Source organism: Arthrobacter rhizosphaerae (assembly GCF_023062595.1).
Lineage (GTDB): Bacteria > Actinomycetota > Actinomycetes > Actinomycetales > Micrococcaceae > Arthrobacter > Arthrobacter rhizosphaerae.
On record NZ_JALLAN010000007.1, the window covers coordinates 37,045 to 61,454 of the forward strand.

The 24,410-nt window shown below is 62.6% G+C and carries 24 protein-coding genes; 7 read left to right on the forward strand and 17 right to left on the reverse strand.

Features of this window, described 5'->3' with window-relative positions; translation table 11 throughout:
- Positions 1–19 precede the first annotated feature (19 nt).
- From MU551_RS11160 to MU551_RS11190, 7 genes are read right to left on the reverse strand one after another with little or no spacing between them, the layout of a single operon-like run.
- The gene (locus tag MU551_RS11160; protein ID WP_247044120.1) at positions 20–871 is read right to left on the reverse strand and encodes an HpcH/HpaI aldolase/citrate lyase family protein; all 852 of its coding nucleotides are present in this window, start codon (positions 869–871) and stop codon (positions 20–22) included.
- Between the two features lie 4 nt (positions 872–875).
- Positions 876–1,421, reverse strand: a complete 546-nt coding sequence (locus tag MU551_RS11165) for a MaoC family dehydratase (RefSeq protein WP_247044121.1) — start codon at positions 1,419–1,421, stop codon at positions 876–878.
- Positions 1,418–2,152 carry a CoA transferase subunit B gene (locus tag MU551_RS11170; protein WP_281507092.1) on the reverse strand — a complete coding sequence of 245 codons (735 nt, stop codon included), beginning with the start codon at positions 2,150–2,152 and terminating at the stop codon, positions 1,418–1,420. The genes MU551_RS11165 and MU551_RS11170 overlap by 4 nt, the downstream gene beginning before the upstream one ends.
- A gap of 2 nt (positions 2,153–2,154) precedes the next feature.
- Positions 2,155–2,943, reverse strand: coding sequence for a CoA transferase subunit A (locus MU551_RS11175; protein ID WP_247044125.1), 789 nt, complete (start codon positions 2,941–2,943; stop codon positions 2,155–2,157).
- An 11-nt stretch (positions 2,944–2,954) separates the two neighbouring features.
- The gene (locus tag MU551_RS11180) at positions 2,955–4,127 is read right to left on the reverse strand and encodes an acyl-CoA dehydrogenase family protein (RefSeq protein ID WP_247044129.1); all 1,173 of its coding nucleotides are present in this window, start codon (positions 4,125–4,127) and stop codon (positions 2,955–2,957) included.
- A gap of 17 nt (positions 4,128–4,144) precedes the next feature.
- Complete coding sequence (locus MU551_RS11185) at positions 4,145–6,406, reverse strand: ATP-binding protein (protein ID WP_247044131.1); 2,262 nt, start codon at positions 6,404–6,406, stop codon at positions 4,145–4,147.
- A 3-nt stretch (positions 6,407–6,409) separates the two neighbouring features.
- Positions 6,410–8,017, reverse strand: coding sequence for a carboxyl transferase domain-containing protein (locus MU551_RS11190; protein ID WP_247044133.1), 1,608 nt, complete (start codon positions 8,015–8,017; stop codon positions 6,410–6,412).
- Positions 8,018–8,151: 134 nt separating this feature from the next.
- Between MU551_RS11190 and MU551_RS11195 the strand changes: the two genes are divergently transcribed.
- Complete coding sequence (locus tag MU551_RS11195) at positions 8,152–8,862, forward strand: SACE_7040 family transcriptional regulator (protein ID WP_247044137.1); 711 nt, start codon at positions 8,152–8,154, stop codon at positions 8,860–8,862.
- Between the two features lie 115 nt (positions 8,863–8,977).
- Here MU551_RS11195 and MU551_RS11200 read toward each other — a convergent pair whose 3' ends face one another.
- Genes MU551_RS11200 through pdhA form a run of 3 tightly spaced genes read right to left on the reverse strand, consistent with a single transcriptional unit; the run spans position 8,978 to position 12,584 of the window.
- Positions 8,978–10,399: a dihydrolipoamide acetyltransferase family protein gene (locus tag MU551_RS11200; RefSeq protein WP_247044138.1), complete on the reverse strand. Its 1,422-nt coding sequence runs from the start codon at positions 10,397–10,399 to the stop codon at positions 8,978–8,980.
- A complete protein-coding gene (locus MU551_RS11205) occupies positions 10,396–11,406 on the reverse strand; it encodes an alpha-ketoacid dehydrogenase subunit beta (RefSeq protein WP_247044139.1) in 1,011 nt (336 codons plus the stop codon). The genes MU551_RS11200 and MU551_RS11205 overlap by 4 nt, the downstream gene beginning before the upstream one ends.
- Entirely contained in the window at positions 11,406–12,584 is a 1,179-nt protein-coding gene (pdhA, locus tag MU551_RS11210) for a pyruvate dehydrogenase (acetyl-transferring) E1 component subunit alpha (protein ID WP_247044140.1), read from the reverse strand. Before pdhA ends, MU551_RS11205 begins: the two co-directional genes overlap by 1 nt.
- Before the next feature lie 197 nt (positions 12,585–12,781).
- On the opposite strand from pdhA, the gene MU551_RS11215 reads away from it, so the two are divergent.
- Together MU551_RS11215 and MU551_RS11220 are read left to right on the forward strand one after the other, a co-directional pair.
- Positions 12,782–13,258: an Lrp/AsnC family transcriptional regulator gene (locus MU551_RS11215; protein ID WP_247044141.1), complete on the forward strand. Its 477-nt coding sequence runs from the start codon at positions 12,782–12,784 to the stop codon at positions 13,256–13,258.
- A gap of 569 nt (positions 13,259–13,827) precedes the next feature.
- Entirely contained in the window at positions 13,828–14,220 is a 393-nt protein-coding gene (locus MU551_RS11220; protein ID WP_247044142.1) for a hypothetical protein, read from the forward strand.
- Positions 14,221–14,327: 107 nt separating this feature from the next.
- On the opposite strand, the gene MU551_RS11225 is transcribed toward MU551_RS11220, so the two are convergent.
- Both MU551_RS11225 and MU551_RS11230 read right to left on the reverse strand, forming a co-directional pair.
- A complete protein-coding gene (locus tag MU551_RS11225) occupies positions 14,328–15,944 on the reverse strand; it encodes a monocarboxylic acid transporter (RefSeq protein WP_247044146.1) in 1,617 nt (538 codons plus the stop codon).
- The gene (locus MU551_RS11230; protein ID WP_247044459.1) at positions 15,941–16,321 is read right to left on the reverse strand and encodes a DUF485 domain-containing protein; all 381 of its coding nucleotides are present in this window, start codon (positions 16,319–16,321) and stop codon (positions 15,941–15,943) included. The genes MU551_RS11225 and MU551_RS11230 overlap by 4 nt, the downstream gene beginning before the upstream one ends.
- Before the next feature lie 165 nt (positions 16,322–16,486).
- On the opposite strand from MU551_RS11230, the gene MU551_RS11235 reads away from it, so the two are divergent.
- Genes MU551_RS11235 through MU551_RS11250 form a run of 4 tightly spaced genes read left to right on the forward strand, consistent with a single transcriptional unit; the run spans position 16,487 to position 20,379 of the window.
- A complete protein-coding gene (locus MU551_RS11235) occupies positions 16,487–17,731 on the forward strand; it encodes a sensor histidine kinase (RefSeq protein WP_247044149.1) in 1,245 nt (414 codons plus the stop codon).
- Positions 17,732–17,778: 47 nt separating this feature from the next.
- Positions 17,779–18,498, forward strand: a complete 720-nt coding sequence (locus tag MU551_RS11240) for a LytR/AlgR family response regulator transcription factor (protein WP_247044150.1) — start codon at positions 17,779–17,781, stop codon at positions 18,496–18,498.
- The gene (locus MU551_RS11245) at positions 18,495–18,845 is read left to right on the forward strand and encodes a DUF485 domain-containing protein (RefSeq protein WP_247044151.1); all 351 of its coding nucleotides are present in this window, start codon (positions 18,495–18,497) and stop codon (positions 18,843–18,845) included. Before MU551_RS11240 ends, MU551_RS11245 begins: the two co-directional genes overlap by 4 nt.
- A gap of 7 nt (positions 18,846–18,852) precedes the next feature.
- Positions 18,853–20,379, forward strand: coding sequence for a sodium/solute symporter (locus MU551_RS11250; protein ID WP_247044153.1), 1,527 nt, complete (start codon positions 18,853–18,855; stop codon positions 20,377–20,379).
- On the opposite strand, the gene MU551_RS11255 is transcribed toward MU551_RS11250, so the two are convergent.
- The 5 genes from MU551_RS11255 to tsf all read right to left on the reverse strand — a co-directional run bounded on the left by MU551_RS11255 (position 20,376) and on the right by tsf (position 24,356).
- Positions 20,376–20,948, reverse strand: a complete 573-nt coding sequence (locus MU551_RS11255; RefSeq protein ID WP_281507106.1) for a DivIVA domain-containing protein — start codon at positions 20,946–20,948, stop codon at positions 20,376–20,378. The two genes, MU551_RS11250 and MU551_RS11255, sit on opposite strands and share 4 nt — an antisense overlap.
- A gap of 91 nt (positions 20,949–21,039) precedes the next feature.
- On the reverse strand, positions 21,040–21,960 hold the full coding sequence (locus MU551_RS11260; RefSeq protein WP_247044155.1) for a phosphatidate cytidylyltransferase: 921 nt from the start codon (positions 21,958–21,960) through the stop codon (positions 21,040–21,042).
- A complete protein-coding gene (frr, locus tag MU551_RS11265; RefSeq protein ID WP_247044156.1) occupies positions 21,960–22,517 on the reverse strand; it encodes a ribosome recycling factor in 558 nt (185 codons plus the stop codon). The genes MU551_RS11260 and frr overlap by 1 nt, the downstream gene beginning before the upstream one ends.
- A gap of 115 nt (positions 22,518–22,632) precedes the next feature.
- Positions 22,633–23,370: a UMP kinase gene (gene pyrH, locus MU551_RS11270; RefSeq protein ID WP_247044158.1), complete on the reverse strand. Its 738-nt coding sequence runs from the start codon at positions 23,368–23,370 to the stop codon at positions 22,633–22,635.
- A 149-nt stretch (positions 23,371–23,519) separates the two neighbouring features.
- Positions 23,520–24,356: a translation elongation factor Ts gene (tsf, locus tag MU551_RS11275; RefSeq protein WP_247044159.1), complete on the reverse strand. Its 837-nt coding sequence runs from the start codon at positions 24,354–24,356 to the stop codon at positions 23,520–23,522.
- Positions 24,357–24,410: the final 54 nt, after the last annotated feature.

The window sequence follows — 24,410 nt, forward strand, 5'->3', positions numbered from 1 at the left end:
CTTAAACGGCCGGGCCCGCTTAGCGGCCTGAGATTGGCCGGGCACCAGAGCGGCGGACCGTGGCTTCGGCATGCTTGAGGATGGGGCCGTCAATCATCTTGCCCTTGAACTGAAAAACGCCCGACCCGGCGCTGGAGGCTGCTTCCAGAAGCTCGTTGGCCTCCGCAACCTCTGACTCGGAAGGTGCGTACGCGTCACGGACAACCGCCACCTGATTGGGATGGATGCAGGCCTTCGAGCTGAAGCCGGACGCCACTGCATCACGGCTTTCTGAAGCCAGGCCAGCGAGGTCAGGGATGTTCACGTACACCGAGTCAACAGCTTCCTTGCCGTGGGCCCTGGCCGCAAGAAGCACAGCTGAACGGGAGTGCAGTGCAACGGCCCGGTAGCCGCCGTCGTCGTTCCTGCTCGAGGTTCCGCCAAGGGAGGCCAGCAGATCCTCGGCGCCCCACATCAGGGCCACCACGTTGGGTTCGGCCGCTATGGATGGAGCGTTGATGATTCCGGCTGCAGTTTCGCACAGCGCGATGACGCTGAACCCCTCAAGTGCCCGGAGCTGGGCCGCGCTCTCGGCTTTGGCGAGCATGATGGTCCGGTAGGGCGTATGGGCAAGGCAGTGCAGGTCCTTCTCGAACTCCTCGGTGCCCGCCGGATTGAGGCGGACAATGGTACGGGTGGGCTCGAGTTCCGGCACATCGCCCTTGGCGCCCAGCTGCGCGAGGATGGCGCCCCGGGCACGTTTTTTGTCTGCCGGCGCCACCGCGTCCTCCAGGTCAAGGATGACGGCGTCGGCCCTCTCCGCCGCTTTCAGGTAGCGTTCCGGGCGGTCGGCAGGGCAGAACAGGAGGGCAGGACCCATCACAAACGTCATGAATTTATTGTCCCCCTTCTTCTGATTGCCGGTCTTCCTGAGCCTGCAGATGGGCGTCCCGTGTCCACATCAGGCAACTGCGGGTGGCCTCTGCCACCACCGTCCCGTCCTGGTTCCGGCCGGTGTGCTTCATGGTCACTATCCCCTGGCCGGGCCGGGAGTCCGAAAGGCGCCTTCCGGTGATTTCAGTCTCCGTGTACAGGGTGTCGCCGTGGTACAGGGGGTGCGGAAATGAGACATCTGTCAGGCCAAGCTGGGCAATGATGGTCCCCTGGGTCAGCTGCGGTACCGATTGCCCCACCACTGTGGCCAGGGTGAACATCGAATTCATCAGTCGCTGGCCGAAAGGTTGCCCTGCACTCCAGGCAGCGTCCAGATGAAGCGCTTGCGTGTTCATCGTCATGGTGGTGAAGAGGACGTTGTCGGTTTCGGTCACGGTGCGTCCCGGGCGGTGTGCGTACAGCACCCCGGTTTCCAGCTCGTCGTAGTACAGCCCGCGCTGTTCGATGATCCGCTGCGCCGGCGATTCCGGTGTCTTAGGATCCGTCATACCGTCAGTTCCCGGTCTTCCTCCAGGACTTCGACGCCGGTGGCAGCCGCAACGTCCTCAACGGACACGTTGGGTGCCAGCTCGCGCAGCACCAGTCCGTCGGGGGTAACGTCAATGACGGCGAGGTCAGTGATGATCCTGTCCACGCACCCCTTGCCTGTCAGCGGCAGTGTGCATTCCTGGACAATTTTCGGCCGTCCGTTGCGGTCCACATGCTCCATCATCACGATCACTCGTTTGGCGCCAAACACCAGGTCCATGGCGCCGCCCATCCCCTTGACCATCTTGCCGGGGATCATCCAGTTGGCAAGGTCGCCGTTGGCAGCAACTTCCATGGCGCCGAGCACGGCAACGTCCACGTGCCCTCCACGGATCATTCCAAAGGAGGTGGCCGAGTCAAAGAATGCAGCCCCTGCATTTACGGTGACGGTTTCCTTGCCGGCGTTGATGAGGTCGGGGTCCACCTTGTCTTCCGCGGGATAGGGTCCGACGCCGAGGATGCCGTTTTCGGAGTGGAGGACCACCTCCATGCCGACGGGAATGTAGTTGGGAATCAGGGTGGGCATTCCGATGCCGAGGTTCACGTACTGCCCGTTGCGGAGTTCCTTTGCCACCCTTGCGGCCATTTCGTAGCGCGTCCATCCCTTGCCATCAGGCCTGGATGCGGGAGCCCGGCGGTATTCGGGACGGACGCCTTCCGGACGGGGTGCCTGCGAGCTGTTCGGATCCATGGCTATGCTCCTGCCTGGTCTGAGTTGGCGGATGCCGACGCTGCTGCTGAAACGGTCTTCTTTTCGATGCGCTTCTCGACGGCGGGAGCCAGCACCACCCGCTGGACGAAGATGCCAGGGGTATGGATATGCTCGGGATCCAGTTCGCCCGGTTCCACCAGCTCCTCAACCTCAGCGATGGTGATCTTCCCTGCCATGGCACACAGTGGATTGAAGTTCATTGCCGTTGCATGAAACATGAGGTTTCCGTGCCGGTCCCCCTTCCAAGCGTGCACCAGCCCAAAGTCCGGGGTGAGGGACTCCTCCAGGACGTAATCAGCTCCGTTGAAGTTGCGCACTTCCTTCGGTTTGGACGCGATGGCTATGCTGCCATCGGCATCGTACTTCTGCGGCAGCCCTCCTTCCGACACCTGCGTGCCGACGCCCGCGCTCGTGAAGAAGGCAGGAATCCCCGCACCACCCGCACGGAGCTTCTCTGCAAGGGTGCCCTGCGGCGTGAGCACCACCTCCAGCTCGCCGGAAAGGTACTGGCGGGCAAATTCCTTGTTCTCGCCGACATAGGAGCTGACGGTCCGCCGGATCCTGCCGTCTTTCAGGAGGATGCCCAGGCCCCAGTCATCAACACCGCAGTTGTTGCTGACCGTTTCCAGGTTACGGGTGCCTCGCTGATGGAGGGCATCGATCAACGCCACCGGGATACCGCACAAGCCAAAACCTCCGACGGCGAGGGAGGCGCCGTCGGGGATATCGGCTACAGCCTCCTCTGCGCTGGCAACAACCTTGTCAATCATCGTTGATCCTCTCAGGCCGGCTTCAATCCCAGTTCGCGGGCGATGAGCATCAGCTGCACCTCCGTGGTGCCCTCCCCGACTTCCAGGATCTTGGAGTCGCGGTAGTGGCGTGCCACGGTGAATTCGTTGATGAAACCATAGCCGCCGAACACCTGGGTGGCATCCCGCGCGTTGTCCATGGCTGCCTCGCCTGCGACCATCTTAGCGATGGCGGCTTCGGTCTTGAACGGCTTCCCGGCCAGCATCCTGGCCGCGGCGTCGTAGTAAGCCAGCCGTGCAGTGTGGGCGCGGGCCTGCATGCGGGCGATCTTGAACGCGATGGCCTGATACTTGCCGATGTGGTGGCCAAAAGCGCTGCGTTCCTTGGCGTATTTGACCGAGAGGTCCACACAGCCTTGGGCTGCTCCGGTGGCGAGCGCGGCGATGGCAATCCGGCCTTCGTCGAGAATGGACAGGAAGTTCGCGTACCCCCTGCCCTGTTCTCCCAGCAGGTTTTCTTCCGGAACGTGGACATCCTTGAGCGTGAGGGGATGGGTGTCGGAGGCGTTCCAGCCCACCTTGTTGTATGCCTTCTCGGCCTTGAATCCCGGCGTGCCGGTGGGCACCAGGATGGTGGAAATTTCCTTCTTGATACTCCCATCCTTGCGCTCGTGCCTGCCCGTGACGGCGGTGACAGTAACCAGTCGGGTGATGTCCGTGCCGGAGTTGGTGATGAATTCCTTGTTCCCGTTGATGACCCATTCGCCGTCCACCAGCCTGGCGGTGGTCTTGGTTCCGCCCGCATCCGACCCGGCTTCGGGCTCCGTCAGGCCGAATCCCGCAAGCGCCGTCCCGGAAGCCAGCGCCGGGAGCCATTCCTTCTTCTGCGCGTCCGTGCCGAACCGGTAGACAGGCATGGCGCCAAGCGAAACTCCGGCTTCCAGGGTGATGGCGACGGACTGGTCTACCCGGCCCAGTTGCTCAAGGGCAATCGCAAGGGCAAAGTAATCTCCGCCCATGCCGCCGTATTCCTCCGGGAACGGCAGGCCGAAGAGGCCCATCCCGGCCATCTGGGACACCACTTCGTACGGGAAACTGTGCTCTTCATCGTGCTTGGCCGACACCGGCGCAACCACTTCGTCCGCAAATTCCCGGACGGTATCGCTGAGGTCCTGGTATTCCTCACTGAGTTCAAAATCAGCCATGATGTGACTTCCTTGTCCTAACTCTGCTCTGTATCTGCGGCGCCCATGGCGATCGCAGCTTGTGTGGTTGATTCCTTGCCCGAGGCGTCCCCGGCAACTTGAGGGACCGGAGGATGGATGGTGGCCAGGACCTGTTCGGCTTTCACAAGATCGCCCGCGTTGACACTGATATGCACTGTCCCCGCGGTGCTGGCGGTCAACTGATGTTCCATTTTCATCGCCTCCACAGCGAGCAGGACCTGCCCGGCGGTTACGGTTTCACCGTTTTGGACAGAGACGGAAACCACTGTCCCGGGCATAGGCGAGCGGATTTCGGGGTCGGCGACGCCGTCCACCCGCTGGATCGCGGCCAGGACCCGCGCCAGTCGCGCTTCCCGGCTCAGGATCTCGAGCCGGCAGGACCAACCGTCATGTCCCAAAAACAGCTCCCCGCGCCGGGACCGGGCAACGGAGTACTGCCTGCTCTCGCCGTCGAGGGTCATCTCCAGCTTTCCATCGCCGAAGCCGTCCAGTGATGCCTCGTGTTCGGGGCCGTTTCCTACCCGGACCACCACCGAACCTTCGACCGCAGCGCCGAGGCGAACCGTGACAACCTCGCCCGCTCCCCGTCCCAGGTTGACGACCCATGGAGCACGCCCGGCCATCCGCCACCCGCTGCGGGTGTTCCAGGGACTGCCCGCCTTTGTTGAACTTGCGGTTCTTTCACGCGTTGTGCCGTCCGGAACCGTGCCGTCGGTCACCGTGCTCTCCAGGCTCCCCCTCTCCTGTGCCTGCACGTACAGTGCCCCGGCGATCAGTTCGGCGTCCCCGATCTCCCGGAATGTGAGGTCCGGCATTTTCCGTTCGATGAGGGTGGTGTCCAGCCGTCCGGCGCGGACGTCGTCGTCGTTGATCAGCAGCCGCAGATACTCAACGTTGGTAGCCACACCCAGGGCGGTATAGGCAGACATCGCCGTATCCAAGGTGTCCAACGCTGCTTTCCGATCGTCCCCCCACGCGATGACCTTGGAGATCATGGGGTCGTAGTTTGAGCCAATCTCGAGACCCGGAATCAGCGCCGAATCCACCCGAAGCCTGTTGCCGCTCCCCTGAGCTGATGCAGCCGACGGAAGCTCGTCCAGCAAGAGCACCGTCCCGGTGGACGGCAGAAAATTCCGTTGCGGGTCTTCAGCGTAAACGCGTGCTTCGACGGCGTGACCGTTGAGAACGACGTCGTCCTGCGCCACGGTGAGCACCTCACCGGCCGCGATCCGCACCTGCCATTCCACCAGGTCGACACCCGTGACCATCTCGGTGACAGGGTGCTCCACCTGGAGCCTCGTGTTCATTTCCATAAAGAAGAACTCGTCCGGGGCGTCATCGGAAACCAGAAATTCAACCGTGCCGGCTCCGCTGTAGTTGACGCTGCGGGCAGCCTGGCATGCTGCTTCCCCGATCCGGGCCCTGACCCCCGCGCCATCGCTGAGGGATTCCAGCAGCGGCGAGGGCGCTTCCTCGATGACTTTCTGGTGCCGACGCTGCAGGGAACACTCGCGTTCCCCGAGGTGGATCACGTTGCCGTGATTATCCGCGAGCACCTGGACTTCGATGTGCCGCGGATTCAGCACCAGCCGTTCCAGGAACAGGGTGTCGTCGCCAAAAGCGCTGGCAGCCACCCGCCGGGCCGTGGCCAGTGTAGTGGCAAGCTCGTCCGGGCGCTCAACGGTGTGCATCCCCTTGCCGCCGCCCCCTGCCGACGGCTTGATCAGCAGCGGGAAGCCCACCCCTGCAGCGGCTTCGATCAGGTCCTGGTTGGTGAGTCCCGGTTCGGCAATGCCCGGGACGACAGGGACGCCGTAGCCGGCCACATGGTTCTTCGAACGGATCTTGTCGCCCATGATATTCAGGGACTCGACGCCGGGACCGATGAAAGTGATCCCTGCAGCCTCCAGGGCGCGGGCAAAGTCGGCGTTCTCACTCAGGAACCCGTAACCGGGATGCACGGCCTGGGCGCCGGTATCCCGGCAGGCCCGGACTACGGCATCAATGTTGAGGTAACTCTCCGAGGCCGCAGCGGGGCCGATCCGGACGGCCATGTCGGCTTCCCGCACGTGGCGGGCCCCGGCGTCGGCATCACTGTAAACGGCCACGGAACGGATGCCCATGCTCCGCAGCGTCCGGATTACCCGGCAGGCGATCTCGCCACGGTTTGCCACGAGCACTGTCGGGAACAGGGCATCCTTAACGAACAGGGCTTCGCCGTGGACGTTGGCTCGGGTTTGGTCATCAGTGGTGGTCATTGCTCACATCCGGAAGAGGCCGAAGGAGGTCTCCGGCAGCGGGGTGCGGGAGACGACGTCGAGCGCCAGCCCCAGAACGGTGCGGGTATCGGCGGGATCGATGACACCGTCGTCCCACAGTCGGGCGGTGGAATAGTAGGGGCTCCCCTGGTCCTCATACTGTTGCCTGATGGGCGCCTTGAAGGCTTCCTCATCCTCGGCGGACCATTCCTCGCCCCGTCCCTCGTACTGCTCACGCTTGACCGTGGCCAGCACACTGGAGGCCTGGTTTCCGCCCATGACCGAGATCCTGCTGGCCGGCCACATCCAGAGGAACCGCGGCGAATAGGCGCGGCCGCACATGGAGTAATTCCCGGCACCGAAGGAACCTCCAATGACCACCGTCAGTTTGGGTACCCGTGCGGTGGCGACGGCGGTCACCATCTTCGCCCCGTTCTTGGCAATGCCGCCCTGTTCGGAATCCTTGCCCACCATAAAACCGGAAATGTTCTGCAGGAAGACCAGCGGAATGCCGCGCTGATCACAGAGTTCGATGAAGTGCGCCCCCTTCAGCGACGACTCGCTGAACAGCACACCGTTGTTGGCCACGATGCCCACCTGATGCCCGTGAAGCCGGGCGAACCCCGTCACCAGGGTGGCGCCGTAGTGTTTCTTGAACTCGTGGAACCGGCTGCCGTCGACCAGCCGGGCAATCACCTCACGGACGTCGTACTGGGCGTTTACATCTGTGGGCACGGCACCGTAAATTTCTTCCGGATCTTCCACGGGTTCGACGGCGGCCTCCACCTCCCACGCGGGATTGGCAGGAGGCGGCAGGGTGGCAACGATGTCGCGGACAATCTGCAGGGCGTGCTCGTCATTCTCAGCCAGATGGTCAGTGACGCCGGAAATTTTCGAGTGAACGTCTCCCCCGCCCAATTCCTCTGCCGTGACAATTTCACCGATGGCCGCCTTCACCAGCGGCGGGCCGCCCAGGAAGATGGTCCCCTGGTTGCGGACGATGACGGTCTCATCGCTCATGGCAGGGACATACGCGCCGCCCGCCGTGCAGGAACCCATGACCGAAGCGATTTGGGGGATGCCGGCTGCAGACATCCTGGCCTGGTTGAAGAAGATCCGGCCAAAGTGCTCCTTGTCCGGGAACACCTCATCCTGCTTCGGGAGGAAGGCCCCGCCCGAGTCCACCAGGTAGATGCATGGAAGTCTGTTTTCCAAGGCGATCTCCTGGGCGCGGAGGTGCTTTTTCACCGTCATCGGATAGTAGGTTCCACCCTTGACGGTGGCGTCATTGGAAATCACCAGGACGTGCCTGCCGTGGACCAGCCCGATGCCGGCAATAACGCCAGCGCCGGGCGAATCGTCCTGATACATTCCGTTGGCAGCCAGCGGGGCGATCTCCAGAAAGGGGCTCCCGTTATCCAACAGCTGGTCGATGCGCTCCCGCGGCAACAGCTTCCCCCGGGAAACATGGCGTTCGCGGGATTTCTCCGGGCCGCCCAACGCTGCAACGGCCAACCTTTTCCTGAGTTCACCGGCCAAGGCGAGCTGAGCCTCGCGATTGGCCGAGAAGGCGTCGCTTGCTGCGTCCACCTGGCTGGCGAGTGTCTCCATTGACTGCTTCCGTTCCCGGACGCCATTGTGGGCGTCCTGGCTATTTCGGTTAGTACCGCGTAACTGAAATTTAGGTTAGTCTCTATTAACTGTGATGTCCAACACGTTGAGGGTTGGCGAGCTTGGAACATCACATGATTCAGGAGGTATTCAGCCCGATGGCCCAGCGCAGCCCCACGCCCGGCTCCAACTCATTGGCGGCCATCCAGCGATCAGCTGCCAAAGCCGGTTCCGGGACCCAGCGCAGCCAGGCCAAGGAGAGCCGCCGCAAGGCTCTTTTGTCAGCGGCCGCCACCTTGTTTGCCAGGGACGGATTCAACAGCGTTTCGCTCGAGGACCTGGGGGCCGCCGCCGGCGTTAGCGGGCCCGCAGTTTACCGGCATTTCTCGGGCAAGCAGGCGGTCTTGGGAGCGCTGTTGCTGACCGTCAGCGAGGACCTCTTGGAAGGCGGCCGGCGGGTGGTGGCTGAAGCCCCCACCCCTCACAATGCGCTGGCGGGGCTAGTGGCATTCCAGGTGGATTTTGCCCTCAGTAACCCGGACGTCATCCGTGTCCAGGACAGGGATTTCAGCAACCTCGCGGAATCCGACCAGGCAAATGTGCGCACCCTGCAGCGCAGCTACGTCGAATTGTGGGTAGATCTCCTCCTTCAGCTCCATGCAGGCGCTGAAGCCAGTGATCTGCGAATGCGCGCCCACGCCACGTTCGGGCTTATCAACTCAACGCCGCATTCGGTGCGCCACCATGGCCGCCGGATGGCTGCCGCGTCCGCCCGGCCTCTCCTGGAAAACATGGCGATGGCCGCATTGATGGTGCCGCCTGCCATTGGATCCACCTCCCCCTGATCCGCTGGGGCGCTGGTCTGCGCAGTTGAGCCCAACATGATCGCTTGGGCCGAGCAGAGGGGGTGAGGCGTTCCGCCCCACCCCCTGTGCTCGGAGCGCCTGGACTGGGCAGCTGCTAGACCATGGCCAGGACGATGCCGGGATCCGACAGGATGGAGCCTATGTCGGCAAGGAATCTGGACCCCTGTTCCCCATCCACCAGCCGGTGGTCAAATGACAGGCTCAACGTCATTACCTGACGAAGTGCCACCTCGCCCTGGTATTCCCAAGGCATCCTCCGCACTGCCCCCGTGGCAAGGATGGCCGCTTCACCGGGGTTGAGGATCGGAGTTCCGGCGTCAATACCGAACACCCCGATATTGGTGATGGAGATGGTTCCACCGGAAAGGTCGGCGGGACTGGTTTTTCCTTCCCTGGCCGTATCCGTCAGCTCCGTCAGCGCTGCGGACAGTTCGGCCAAAGTCAGGGCATGTGCGTCCTTGATATTGGGTACGGTCAGGCCGCGGGGCGTTGCAGCGGCGATTCCAAGGTTGACGTAGTTGAACTGCACGATCTCCTGGGCGTCCTCATCCCAGCGGGTGTTGAGTGACGGATTACGCCTCAGGGCAATCAGCAGCGCCTTGGCCACCAAGGTGAGCGGAGTGAGCTTGTAGCCGGCAAAGGGGCGGCTTTCCTTGAGCCTGGCGAGCAGCTCCATAGAAGGAGTGACGTCCACGGTAAGAAATTCCGTGGCATGTGGAGCAGTGAAAGCGCTCGAAACCATGGCCGCGGCGGTGAACTTCCGGACGCCCTTGATGGGCGTGCGGACCTCCCGTTCGTCGCCTTGCTTATCGGCACTTTCCCTGGAGTAGGCCGTCGCGGACAAGGCGTGGGCAGCAGCGGGCAGGTCTCCGCCGCCCACGAAGTTCCGGACGTCGTCCCGGGTGATCAGTCCTCCCGGGCCCGTCCCGGTCACTGACTCAATCTCCACGCCCAGGTCCTTCGCCAGCTTCCGTACGGGTGGCGTGGAGCGCGGCCGCTCTGCTGTGCTTTCAGCAGCCGCGGCGGGTTGACTGTGCGCTGCGGGTTCAGCGGGAGCAGGCTCAGGAGCGGCCTGGTGGGTGGGCATCGGCGAGTCCACCAAAGGAGCTGCGTCTTTTACCGCGGCAAGATGGCCCCGCGCCCTTCGGACAGGCCGTCCGGAACTTTCGACGACGGCGCCGTACCCCACCAGGTTCGGCTCCCTTTTTGCAGGAGGCGGCTCGTCAGCAGGACCATTGCCCGGGGCGGGCGCACCGCCGTCGTCGTTCGCTATTTCAAAGGAAACGATTGGTTTGCCGACCTCCACCACGGTCCCAGGCTGCTCATGCAGCGCGGTAACCACTCCCGCGAATGGCGAGGGAAGTTCGACGACGGCCTTGGCCGTTTCCACCTCGGCAATGACCTGGTTGAGCGTGACAGTGTCCCCCACGTTCACTTTCCAGCTGAGGATTTCCGATTCCGTCAAACCCTCACCGAGATCAGGCAGCCTGAATTCCTTGATCATGGTGGCGATCATCCTTCCAGCCCGCTGAGCGAGTTCGGACGGCCCAGCGCCCGGTCCACGCCGTCAAGGATCCGGTCCAGGTCCGGGAGATGATGCATTTCGAGTTTGGAGTAGGGGTAGGGGATGTCGAAGCCGGTGACGCGTACAGGGGCGGCCTCGAGGTGGTAGAAGCAGCGCTCGGTGATGCTGGCCGCAATTTCGCCGCCTATGCCGCCGAACTGTCCGGCTTCATGGGTCACGACGAGCCGGCCCGTCTTCCGCACCGAAGCTTCCACGGTTGAGAAGTCCACCGGCGACAGCGAGCGCAGGTCGATGACTTCCACAGATACGCCGTCGTCGGCAGCCGCGAGTGCGGCGTCGCGGGCCGTTTTCACCAAGGGTCCGTAGGACACAAGGGTGACGTCCGTACCTTCGGTGACAACGCTGGCCTTTTCCATGGAAAGCGCGGAAGCGGGGTCCACGGACTCGTCCACTTCACCTTTGTCGTGGTAGCGGCGTTTTGGCTCAAAGTAGACCACCGGGTCATTGCTGGCGATGGCCTGCTGGATCATAATGTAGGCGTCCTGGGGGTTGGAAACACTCACGACACGAAGCCCTGATGTATGCGTGAAGTAGGCCTCAGGCGATTCTGAGTGGTGTTCCGGGGAGCCGATGCCGCCACCAAAGGGAATGCGGATGGTGATGGGCATTTTTACTGCGCCCTGGGTGCGGTAGTGCAGCTTGGCGACTTGGCAGACGATCTGGTCAAAGGCCGGGTAGACGAAGCCGTCGAACTGGATTTCCACCACCGGGCGGTAGCCGCGGTAGGCAAGCCCGACGGCGGTCCCCATGATCCCGGATTCGGCCAGCGGTGTGTCAATAACACGGTGCTTGCCGAAATCCTTCTGCAGGCCGTCGGTAATGCGGAACACGCCGCCCAAGGTACCGATGTCCTCCCCCATCAGAATTACTTTGGGGTCGTTTTCCAGGGATTTGCGCAGGCCGGAGTTGATGGCACGGGCAAAGGTCATCTGGGTCATCAGCGTGCACCTTCTTCAGAAGCGGCCTGTGCGGGGTCTCCGAACGAAGCCAGGTAACGGGAATAGTGGTCCTGTTGGCGTTCCAGCCAGGAATGCGGCGTGCTGTAAACATGCTTGAACACGTCGAGCGGCTGGGGGTCCGGCATATTGATGCAGCCGCTGCGCATTTCCTGGGCCACGGCATCAGCCTTGGCTGCAACCCGGGTTTCCAGCTCTTCGCTCCAGGATTCCCTTCGCTCCAGAAGTGACCTGACCCGGGTCATGGGATCCTTCGCAGCCCAATCCTCAAGTTCGTTGGCGTCACGGTAACGGGTGGGATCATCGGCCGTGGTGTGGGGGCCCATGCGGTAAGTAACAGCCTCAATGAATGAGGGCCCTCCGCCGTGCCGTGCTCTTTCGAGTGCCTCCCTGGTTGCAGCCATAACGGCGAGCACATCGTTTCCGTCCACGCGAACCGAGGGAATTCCGAACCCTGTTGCACGGTCAGCGAGCTGAATGTGGGACTGCAGGCCTACCGGTTCGGAAATTGCCCAGTGGTTGTTCTGGCAGAAGAAGATGACGGGTGCCTGGAAGCTGGCCGCAAAGACCATGGCCTCGTTGACATCGCCCTCGCTCGTCGCGCCGTCACCGAAGTAGGCCATCGCAACGCTGTCCGCGCCGTCGTGCTGAATACCCAGGGCGTAACCCGTGGCGTGGAGTGTCTGCGCACCGATGATGATCTGGGGTGTGGCCATGTTGATGGAGTATGGATCCCAGCCTGCGGACGCGTTGCCTCGCCACACGCGGACGATGTCCGTCAGGTCCACTCCGCGGCAGTACGCCACTCCATTTTCCCGGTAGCTGGAGAACACGAAATCGTCGTCGCGCAGTGCCCTTGCCGAGCCGATCTGGGAGGCCTCCTGCCCGGCAAGCGGCGGCCAGAGGGCCAACTCACCTTGCCGCTGCAATGCTGTGGCCTCAGTGTCAATGCGGCGGATGACAACCATGTCCTCGTAGAGCGAGGCGAGCTGTTCGTCGGTGACATCCTTGACCCAGACATCGTATTCAGGATGGCTGACGCGTTCACCGCCCGGGGTAATCAGCTGGACCAGGTTTCCACCGGTCCGATAGTGATGGTTTGCCCAGTTGTCCGGGCCAGCTGCGGTGGTGCCGCCCTGGCTCAAATCGTCTGCGTTCATAGTTGCACGCAACCTTCTGACGTCGTGTGACTGGCGGCTCCAGGAACTCGTGATCCCTGTGCATGCCAGCCCGCCGGGCCCCGTTGCCCCGGATAATTGTGACCATACTCACAATGTTCATGCGGTACAACCACTTCAATTTGAACTGAGCATTGTGCACTGTATGGCGTGCTGGGACCGTGCTAACGTTGCGCATTATGCAAGCTTTGGATGGCACTGACACCCGCCTGCTTTCTGCCTTGGCACGCGATCCACGGCGGACTGTTGTGGCGCTCGCGCAAAAGCTCGGCCTCTCCCGGAACACGGTGCAGGCCCGCATGGCGCAACTGGAGAAAAAGCACGTCTTCCTCTCCTTCGAGCGGCGTATCAATCCGGTATCGCTTGGTTATCCGCTGATGGCCTTTATCTCCGTCCACGTGCAGCAGCAGAAGCTGAAGCAGCTTGCGGTTGATTTGGCAGCCATCCCGGAAATCCTTGAAGGCTACGGACTCACAGGTTCGGCCGACCTGTTCCTGCGGGTTGTGGCGGTTGACGCCGAGGACCTGTTCAGGATCAACGGCAAGATCCTGTCCTGCGAGGGTGTGGACAGGACGGACACTGCCTTGGCGATGGGCGAGCTGATTCCTTTCCGGGTCCAGCCATTGCTCGAACGGAATTCAGCGGAATCCATTTAGCTATATCGCCCCGTGGGAGTGACAAAAACGGGGGCATTGTGGGGTGAAAGCCGCGTGCGCAGGTATCCGGGCTATAGGCTGATTTTCATCGCACCCATGGGACCGCCCCCGGCTCCTTGAACACCCAGGCAGTGGCACAAAACGGCTGCCGGAAAGGCACCCTCTTGAGCAATCCTCCGGAATCTGAACAGCCCGGGCCGTACCCCCGCCCATCGCCGGAGCAGAACCCGGGACAGTCATTCCCCGAGACGCATCCGGAACCGGCTTGGCAGCAGGGCTCGCAGCAACCCTGGCAGCCGCCCGCCGGCGGCGAACACGCTCACCCACAGGGCGGGCAACCTCCCTATCCCCAAGAGGGCTGGCCGCCGCCCGCCCCACCATCCCCGCAGCCCCCTTACCCTCAGCAGGGGTGGCCCCCGCCTGCCCCGGGATACCCGCAGCCCCCTTACCCTCAACAGGGCTGGCAGCAGCCGCCCTTCCCCGGACAGCCCTCTTATCCCCAGTCCCAGACGCAGTGGCCGCCGCCGCCTGCCGGCAGCAAGAAGGCGCTGTGGATTGTGCTTGGGAGTGTGGGCGTCGTTCTGCTTCTGATAGCAGCCGGGGTGGTGCTGTTGCTCAACGTTGTGGGCGCAACCACAAACCAGGCAAAAGACGTTGCCGACGATTTTACGAGGCTGATGGTTTCCGGTGAGGCCGATAACGCCTACGACAAATATCTTGATTCCTCATTTCGGCAGGAAGTCTCCAAAGAGGATTTCATCGCCGGCCACAAGGAGCTGGAACTCGACGCTTCGTGCGAGCCCACATACAGCGGCGTGGAGTCGTACAAGGAGGACGGAACAAAGTTTGCCGAAGTCTGGGGTGTGTTGATCTGCGATGACAAGGATCTCGAGTTCGAGTACTTCTTTGAGGGAAGGGACCAGCTCAAAGTGACCGAAGTCTGGATCGAGCCGCTGGAATGAGGCCATTCACCGGCTAAGACCCGTGACAAGCAGATAACAGAGACGGCAGGAGCTCCCGTGCATGTGCACGGGAGCTCCTGCTGTTTAGGGCCGTAGGCAGTTCGGGACTAGTGGTTGGTCGCTTTCTCTGCGCCGACGCCCGTCAGGGAGCGGACCTCCATTTCGGCCTGCTTCGCGGTGTCCTCACGCTGCTTGTCGAGGACTGTTCCAAGCCACCCCAGGAAGAAGGCCAGCGGGATGGAAACAATGCCCGGGTTGCTCAAGGGGAAGATCGCAAAGTTCGCGTCCTTGATCATCGAGGTCGCTCCGCCGGAAACCACTGGCGAAAATATGATCAGGATGATTGCCGAACCGAGCCCGCCATACATGCTCCACACAGCACCCTGCGTGGTGAACTTCCGCCAGAACAGGGAGTAAACAATGGTGGGCAGGTTCGCAGAGGCCGCCACGGCGAATGCGAGCGCTACAAGGAAGGCAACATTCTGGCCGTTGGCGAAGATACCGCCCACGATTGCCATGACCCCGATGACCACCACGGTGCGCCTGGCAACCTTCACCTCAGTATCGGCGTCGGCCTTTCCCTTGGAGATGACGCTGGCGTAGATGTCATGAGCGAACGAAGCCGCCGCAGTGATGGTCAGGCCTGCAACCACCGCGAGGATGGTGGCGAACGCTACAGCGGAGATGAAGCCCAGGAGCAGCGGGCCGCCAAGGTGGAAGGCCAGCAGTGGCGCGGCGGAGTTGACACCGCCAGGCGCGGACTTGATGGTGTCGGCCCCCACGAGGGCGGCGGCGCCATAGCCCAGGACCAGGGTGAACAGATAGAAGAGACCAATGAGCCAGATGGACCAGACCACTGATTTGCGGGCTTCTTTGGCTGTGGGAACGGTGTAGAAGCGCATCAGGACGTGGGGAAGCGCAGCCGTGCCCAGAACGAGGGCAAGTCCAAGGGACATGAAGTCGAGCTTGGAGGTCTCTGACTTGCCGTACTGAAGCCCGGGGTTCAGCACGTTGGGGTTGTTGGCCGTCTCCACGGCAGCACCAAGCAGGTTGGAGAGGTTGAAGCCGTAAATGGAGAGAACCCACAAGGTCATGACGCCGGCACCGGCGATCAGCAGGATCGCTTTAATGATCTGGACCCAGGTAGTGCCCTTCATGCCGCCGATCAGGACGTACATGATCATGAGGGCGCCGACGACGATGATCACCAGGGCCTGTCCGCCCCAATCGCTGATGCCCAGCAGGAGGGAGATCAGGCTTCCGGCCCCGGCCATCTGCGCGAGCAGATAGAAGAAGCACACAGCGAGGGTGGAAATGGCAGCCGCGATGCGGACCGGACGCTGCTTGAGGCGGAAGGACAGGACGTCGGCCATGGTGTACTTGCCGGTGTTACGAAGCAGTTCCGCTACGAGCAGCAGCGCCACGAGCCAGGCCACGAGGAAGCCGATGGAATACATGAAGCCGTCATAGCCGTTGATCGCGATTGCACCCGTGATGCCCAGGAATGAGGCGGCGGACAGGTAGTCGCCGGCAATGGCTGTGCCGTTCTGGGATCCGCTGAATGAACGTCCCGCCGCGTAGTAGTCAGCGGCTGTTTTGTTGTTGCGGCTGGCACGGAAAACAATGACCATCGTGACCGCCACGAACAGGCCGAAGATCGCCATGTTCAGCAGGGTGGTGTCCTTGAGGGCGGCGACATTCACCGCAGACGGAATTCCGATCATTTCACTGCTCCGCTCACAGGGTTGCCTGCCTTATCGAATTCGTGGCCTTCAATTCCCTGGCGGATCTCGGCGGCAATCGGGTCCAGCTTCCGGTTGGAGTAACTGACGTACCAGCCCGTTATTGCAAAGGTGGACACGAATTGCAGCAGGCCCAGGATAAGGCCGATGTTGATGTTGCCCCAGACCTTCGTGGACATAAAACCCACTGCGTAGTCGGCCAGCAGCACGTAGGCGAAGTACCACAGCAGAAACGCAACGGCCATGGGGAAAACAAAGCTGCGGTGACGTTTGCGCAGTTCCTGGAACCGCTCCGTCGACTGGACTTCCTTGAAGTCCACGGACTCCGCTGTATCCGTGGTTTGGGCGTCGTTACCCATCATTCCTCCTCGTTGAGACTTGCTCATCCACACCGGTTTCAGAGTCCCCCGGCCAATGTGACTGCAATCACTGTGACCCGTGACCATGCCGGCCTTCCAGAGCCAGTACCTCTTCCGTCGCCCAACGGTTGCGATGCTGCGACAAACGGCGGCTACGCTGGCACCATGCCGGACTCTCCCCTCTACACCGCCGCCGCAGTTGCCGTGATCGCCCTGGCCATTGCCGTCGTCGTGGGCGTTGGCCTGAAGGTGTTGCGCTCCTTCCGGGAGTTGGGCAGCGATGCTGAACGCGCAACCTACAAGACACTCCATGCGGCCTCCCGCGCCGGGCAGCATCTGAGGACCGGACTGACTCCTTCTGGAGCGGCCAAGGCAAGCCGTCAGCTGCGGAGCCTGCTGGGCTGTGAGGCGCTGGCCATCACCGACACATCAGGAGTGCTGGCCTGGGATGGTGCAGCCGAAGAGCTGAAGCCCCTCCTGATGGCACGGGCTGCTGACGTCCTGTCCGGCGGGCGCACCGCCGTCGTCCCGGCCGGAGAACTCCTGACCGCGGAAGCGGCTGTACGGGCGGCAGGAAAAGCCCGGGCCGGGGTCAAAAACAAGGATGCCGCCGCAACAGAGCTCGCGGCAGTCATAGCGCCCATCAAGGCCGGCGGCAGAGTGGTGGGGGTGGTTGCTGCGTTCGCTCCGGCCGCCGGATCAGGCCTTGTCCGGGCAACCGGGGAGGTGGCGGACTGGGTGGCGACGCAGGTGGAACTTGCAGAACTCGACGCCTCCCGCACCCTCCTCATGGAAGCCGAAGTGCGTGCCCTTCGTGCCCAAATCAGCCCCCACTTCATCTATAACTCCCTCAATGCCATCGCATCCTTCATCAACACCGACCCCGTCCGGGCCAGGGAATTGGTGGTGGAGTTCGCAGATTTCACCCGGTATTCCTTCCGGCGGCACGGGGATTTCACCACGCTCGCGGAAGAGCTGCGGTGCATTGACCGTTACCTGCTCCTGGAGCGGGCCAGATTCGGTGACCGGGTCCAGGTAAGCCTGCAGATCGCACCCGAAGTCCTGAGCACGGTGATCCCGTTCCTGAGCCTGCAGCCGCTCGTGGAGAACGCCGTCCGGCACGGGCTTGAAGCCAAGGAAGGCCCGGGCCGCATATCCCTGACGGCCCACGACTCCGGCGCTTTCGCCGAAGTGACGATTGAGGACGACGGCGTCGGGATGGATCCGGAAGAGCTCCGGTCCATGCTCGCGGGACACACCGATGGTGACCATGTGGGGCTGCGCAACGTGGATGCCCGGCTTCGCCAGGTCTATGGAGAGGACAACGGACTGGTGATCGAGACTGCTCCAGGGGAAGGCACCCTGATCACCATGCGTATTCCGAAATCCCAACCGCACCACGACGCCTGAACTCCGTTGCCGTATCTGGCGTCGCCGGTGCCCACTACCCTAGAACCATGATTAACGTTCTCGTCGCTGACGACGAGCTGCCAGCCGTCGAGGAGCTTGCCTTTCTACTGGGCAAGGACGACCGAATCGGCACGATCCACCGCGCTTCCTCAGGAGCCGCTGCCCTGCGGGCGCTCGAGGCGGAAACTGTTGACGCCGTTTTCCTGGACATCCACATGCCTGCCGTCTCCGGCCTGGACATCGCCCGTGTGATTTCCCGAAGCTCCCGTCCACCCGCCGTCGTATTTGTCACTGCCGATGAGGACTGCGCACTTGAAGCGTTCGAACTTGCCGCCGTCGACTATCTGCTCAAGCCGGTAAGGGCGGAGCGTCTGGCCCGGTCGGTTGGACGGATCTGTGAACTGCTCAGAGACGGCGCGGAGCCGCCGGAGCTGATCACCGTGGATCTGGGCGGCACCACAAAGATGATCCGGCGCGACGATGTCACTTACGTACAGGCCCAAGGAGACTATGCGCGGCTCCACACTGCCGAGGCGAGCTACCTCGTCAGGGTCCCCCTGGCTGATCTGGAGCAGCAGTGGGCCGAGGCCGGGTTTATCCGCACCCACCGCTCCTATTTGATTTCCCTGAAGCATGTCACCCACATGAAGCTGGCAGCCGCGCGGCCCAGCGTCACGGTGGTCGGCGCTGAGCTCTCCATAAGCCGCCGGCACCTGCCGGCTGTCAGGGAAAAGCTCGAGGCCACCAGGATCCGGCCGCAGACATGACCCGGGTCCGTGTCACAGCACCCCGGTCCGCCGTGCGGCCGGCTGCAGACACCCGCGAAGCTGCCCAGGAATCCGAGGTGGGCCAGGTCTTTGTGCGGTCCCTGATCCGCTCGCAGTTGCGGCTGGGAATCGTGGTGGCCGCAGGCTTCCTGCTGATCCTCGTTGCTTTTCCCGTACTCCTTGGTCTCGTCCCGGGGCTTGCCGCCGTACGGGTCGCTGGGATCCCCTTTGACTGGCTCCTGCTGGGGGCCGGAATCTATCCGGTGATCGGGATCAGCGCCTGGCTCTACATCCGGAGCGCAGCACGGAACGAATCCCGCTACCGGGACCTTGCGGAGGACAAATGATGAGTCGATGAACCCCGTGGTGGGCATTGCAGCTTTCGTTGCAGTTTCGCTGGCGACGGCGGCAATCGGCTTCTACGGTCTGCGGATCTCACGGACCACCGGCGACTTTTACGTCGCCTCCCGTACTGTCCCGCCCTGGTGGAATGCTTCCGCGATCGGTGGCGAGTACTTGTCGGCGGCAAGCTTCCTGGGCGTGGCCGGACTCATCCTGCTGTCGGGAACAGATGCCCTGTGGTTTCCGGTGGGCTACACCGCCGGCTACCTCATGCTGCTGCTTTTTGTGGCGGCACCCCTGCGGCGCTCGGGGGCGTACACCATTCCTGACTTCACTGAGTCCCGGCTGGACTCCAAGGCTGTCCGGCGCGTCACGAGCCTCATTGTCGTCATGGTTGGCTGGCTGTACATCGTTCCGCAGCTCCATGGAGCCGCTCTCACCATACGCATCACTACCGGACTTCCATCCTGGGTGGGCTCGGTGGCAGTGGTTGTGGTGGTGTGTCTGACCGTGGTGGCTGGCGGCATGCGGTCCATCACCTTCGTCCAGGCTTTCCAGTACTGGCTCAAACTCACGGCCTTGGCTGTTCCGGTAATTTTTATGCTTCTGGCCCTGGCTGGAACCGGTGCCACTCCCCTAGCCGAGCCGGTAACCAACCCCACAGGGCTGCCGCCAGCCGGGATGTACCAGAACATTTCCCTGCTGGTGGCCCTGCTCTTCGGCACCCTCGGATTGCCGCATGTGCTGGTGCGCTTCTATACAAACCCGGACGGACAGTCAGCCCGCCGTACCACTTTGATCGTGCTCGGATTACTGTCCGTCTTTTATCTCTTTCCAACGGCTTATGGACTCGCGGGGCGGCTGTTTGCTCCTGATCTGGCCCAACGCGGCCAGGCCGATGCCCTGGTGCTTCTGCTTCCCGGCAGGCTAATCGGCGGAACGGCAGGTGAACTGCTCTCCGCTTTGGTGGTTGCGGGTGCGTTTGCTGCTTTCTTGTCCACCACGTCCGGCCTCGTGGTGTCGCTCGCAGGTGTTATCAGCCAGGACGTCCTTGGCGGCAGCGTCCGCGGATTCCGCGTGGCAGCCCTGATCTCTGCCACGGTTCCCCTGGCCTTCGCGTTCTCAACGGATTCGTTGGCCCTGGCCGGCAGCGTTGGCCTTGTCTTCGCGTTCACAGCCTCAACGCTCTGCCCAGTGCTGCTTCTCGGCATCTGGTGGCGCGGCCTGACAGATGCCGGCGCCATCGCCGGCATGCTGACCGGGGCAATCCTTTGTGGCGGTGCGATGGTTGCCGGGGCAATCCTCGGCTCAGCGGCCACACCTTTCTGGCTTGCCCAGCCAGCGGCGTGGTCGGTTCCAGCCGCTTTCGCCGTGATGGTCCTGGCCTCCCGGACAACCAGCAACAGGGTGCCCGCAACCATCTCGCGCGTTATGACCCGCCTGCACACCCCGGAGCGCCCGCTCGAGACCGTACGCCAAACGGCCGAACGTCAACTTGTGGAACGCCTGCCTGTCGAACGCCACCCGACCGAGCGCTAGTCGATGGCAGCCATGAGCTCCACGACGCGGTCAAGGAAAGCATCCACCTGGGTTTCCTCATAGCCATCGGGACCTGATGCCTGACGAAAGACAGCCTTGCGGACATTGTCGACGCTGAGCGGGCGGTCTTCCTCAAGGTAACCGATCAGGTCACGGCAGAGATTGTCCACATCGATCATGTTGTAGCTTCGCACCCGGGACTTGGTCGGCCGGCGGAAACGCTCACCATCGGGCCTGTGCAGGCGTCCCCGGAGGAGCCCGGAAAGCTTTCCGATTTCCCGGAGCCAGGCATCCTCACCCCGCTGGGCAATGAGTTCATCACGTTCCCGGCGGGCGAAAGCATCTTCCAACCGGTCCAGGGCAGCGTCTACACCGTCGGCCGCATAACCGCCTTTGACCGGGTCAAAGGACACGGCACGGACGTCAGAGCTTTTGATGACGGAGGACGCGGCATGCGGGTTTTCGAAGGAGACCCTGGCACGCTGCAGGAACTCGTCCACCTGCTTGGCGTTGTAACCGTATTCATTCCGCTCTACACGGTCGAAGGTTGCGGGTATCTGCCGTTGCATGTCCACTCTCACGTTTTGTCCTTCAATGCGGTCCAGCCTGAGTTGCTCCGCACTATTCTAGGGTGCCGGATACTACCGGCGCGAAGAACCGTCATGTTCCCGCGAAGGCCGCGAACAGGATGAATGCGGCAGGAGAAGCGAACACGATTGAGTCCAGCCTGTCCATAATGCCGCCGTGACCGGGCAGGACGCTGCTCATGTCTTTGATCCCCAGCTCGCGTTTGACCATCGACTCGGCAAGATCGCCTGCCGTGGCTGCAGCCACCATGGCGACAGCGAGGGCAACGCCCACCCACCAGGGTTTGCCCAGCAGGAAGATGCTGGCCAGGACTCCGATAACCATGGCACCTGCCACAGAGCCGGCGAATCCTTCCCAGGACTTCTTCGGGCTGATTTTCGGAGCCATCGGATGCTTCCCCAACGAGGCACCAACGAGGTAACCGAAGGTGTCATTGGAGACCACCAGCAGCAGCAGCGTTACGATCTGCCAGGCACCCTGCGGCACCACGCCGTCGTCGTACAGCCCCACCGGAGTGGCCCCTCCGGTCGCATGCAGCGGGAGCACGGCAAAGCTGATCAGGAAGGGGACCCAGGCGAGGGTGAACACGCCGCCGAAGATGCTCCGCGCGGATCCTTCGGCGCTTTCAATGGATCGCCACAGCAGAACAGCAACGCTGCTGAGCAGCATCGCGAACAGCAGGCTTTCCAGGCCGCCGAAGTATGCCGAGATGGGCATCGCGACGGTTCCGGTCATCACCGGGACGATGGGGATCCTGGTCCCGGACACTTCGAGCGCACGGAAAATCTCCCAGGCTCCCATCGCGGCAAACGTGGTGGTGACCACCACGAAGCCAAGCGGCAGGAACAGCAGCCCGCCGAGTACCGCAAAAAGCATGGCAAGCCCGACGGCGATGGCGGCCGGAAGGTTGCGTCCCGCCTTGGGGGTGGGATTGGGGCGCTGCATCCGACGTACCCGGGGCTGAGCCCCCGGGCCCTGCTGTGCCTGACTCATCAGACCTCGAGCAGCTCGGCTTCCTTGCGCTTGAGCAGCTCGTCGATGCTGTCCACGTGGGCCTTGGTCATGGAATCGAGTTCCTTTTCGCCGCGGCTTCCTTCGTCTTCGCCGGCTTCGCCGTCCTTGACCAGCTTGTCCAAGGTCTCCTTGGCCTTACGCCGGATGTTGCGGATGGAGACCTTCGCGTCCTCACCCTTGCCCTTGACGATCTTGACGTATTCCTTGCGCCGTTCCTGTGTCAGTTCCGGAATGGTGATGCGGATGACGTTGCCGTCGTTGGAAGGGTTGGCGCCAACTTCGGAATCACTCAGAGCGCGCTCGATGTCCCGCAGCGCCGTCTTGTCATAGGGGGTGACCAGAATCGTCCGGGCGTCCGGGACTGCGAAGGAGGCCAGCTGCTGCAAGGGTGTAGGGGTGCCGTAGTACTCAACGATGACTTTGTTGTAGAGGCCGGGAGTGGCGCGGCCCGTGCGGATCGAGGCGAAATCTTCCTTGGCTACTTCGACTGCCTTGTCCATCTTGTCCCCGGCTTCGAGCAAGGTTTCTTCGATCACGATCTCTCCTCAGAAAATTAGTGCACTCCGGCTTGCCTGCGAGTTGCACGGTTGTGGTTCCGTCTGCCTGTTGGTCCCGCCTGCGGGATCCGGCCTAAAAACATCCTAGCCGTTGCTAGGGCGTGACCAGGGTCCCCAGTTCCTCGCCACGGATGGCACGGGTCACGTTGCCCTCACCCTCCATGCCAAAGACCACCATGGACAGGTCATTGTCCTTGCACATGGTCATGGCTGTCTGGTCCATCACGCGGATGTCGCGGCGGAGGGCGTCGTCGTAACTGAGCCGGTCCAGCTTTTGGGCTTTGGGATCCTTTTTGGGGTCAGCGGTGTAGACGCCGTCCACCCCGCTCTTGGCCATCAGCACGACGTCGGCGTGGACCTCGAGTGCCCGCTGGGCCGCAACAGTGTCCGTGGAGAAGTACGGCAATCCTGCCCCGGCGCCAAAAATGACTACGCGGTTCTTTTCCATATGGCGGATCGCGCGGCGGGGGATGTAGGCCTCTGCGACCTGGCCCATGGTGATGGCGCTCTGGACGCGTGTTTCCACACCGGCCTGCTCGAGGAAGTCCTGGAGGGCGAGGCAGTTCATTACTGTGCCCAGCATGCCCATGTAGTCGGCCCGGGAGCGGTCCATCCCGCTCTGGGAAAGTTCGGCGCCGCGGAAGAAATTGCCGCCGCCGACGACGATCGCCACCTCGACGTCCGGTACCGCTGCCGCGATCTGCTTTGCCACGCCGCGTACTGTGTCAGGGTCGACGCCGAGCTTGCCGCCGCCGAACACCTCACCTGAGAGCTTGAGGAGGACGCGCCGTCGGTTCTTCTCCGGATGGGTCGAAGTGTTTACGGTTTCCATGGTGCCTTCCCGTTGGTGAACTCTGAGCTAGGTTATCGTGCGAGGCGGCAAATGTGTCACTGCCGGCGCCTTTGGCCGGGCAATGGCCGCCGCTGTCTGTGCATGCAAAAGGGGCGGTCACCGTGGTGACCACCCCTTGGCATATATGACTAGGAACCTACGCGGAAACGCGTGAAGGCGACGGGCTTGACGCCGGCCTCTTCGAGAACCTGTGTCACGGACTTCTTGGCATCCTTGGCAAATGCCTGGTCAACCAGGACCTCGCCCTTGTAGAAGCCGGTTACGCGGCCTTCCACAATCTTGGTCATGGCTGCCTCGGGCTTGCCTTCAGCCTTGGCTGTCTCTTCGGCGATGCGGCGCTCGGACTCTACAAGCTCGGCCGGAACGTCGGCGCGGGTCAGGTAGTTCGGTGCCATGGCCGCGATGTGGACGGCAATGTCGTGTGCGGCCGTAGCGGCAGCTTCGCCTTCGCCTTCAACAGCAAAGAGCACGCCGACCTGAGCCGGGAGGTCCTTGGAGGTCTTGTGCAGGTAGGCGTCAACCGTTCCACCCTCAACGCGGGAGATGCGGCGGACAACAACCTTCTCGCCAAGGACAGCGCCTTCTTCGACGACGACCTCGGACAACGGCTTGCCGTCAACGTCGGTGGCGAGGAGGGTATCGAGATCGGCAGCGCCGGACTCCACAGCAACAGCCAGAACCTTGTCGGCAAGCTGGATGAACTTGTCAGCCTTGGCCACGAAGTCAGTCTCGCAGTTGACTTCGACCATCACGCCTACGTTGCCCTCGACCTTGGCAGCAACCAGGCCTTCAGCAGTGGAGCGGCCTTCACGCTTGGTAGCGCCCTTCAGGCCCTTGATGCGGATGATCTCGATGGCCTTCTCGGCGTCACCGTTGGCTTCGTCAAGAGCCTTCTTGACATCCATCATGCCGGCGCCGGTGCGCTCGCGCAGAGCTTTGATATCAGCGGCAGTGTAGTTGGCCATGTGAACCCCTCTGTCTAGAAAATTGTGTGTTTGTGGTCACCGACAAGATGGCTG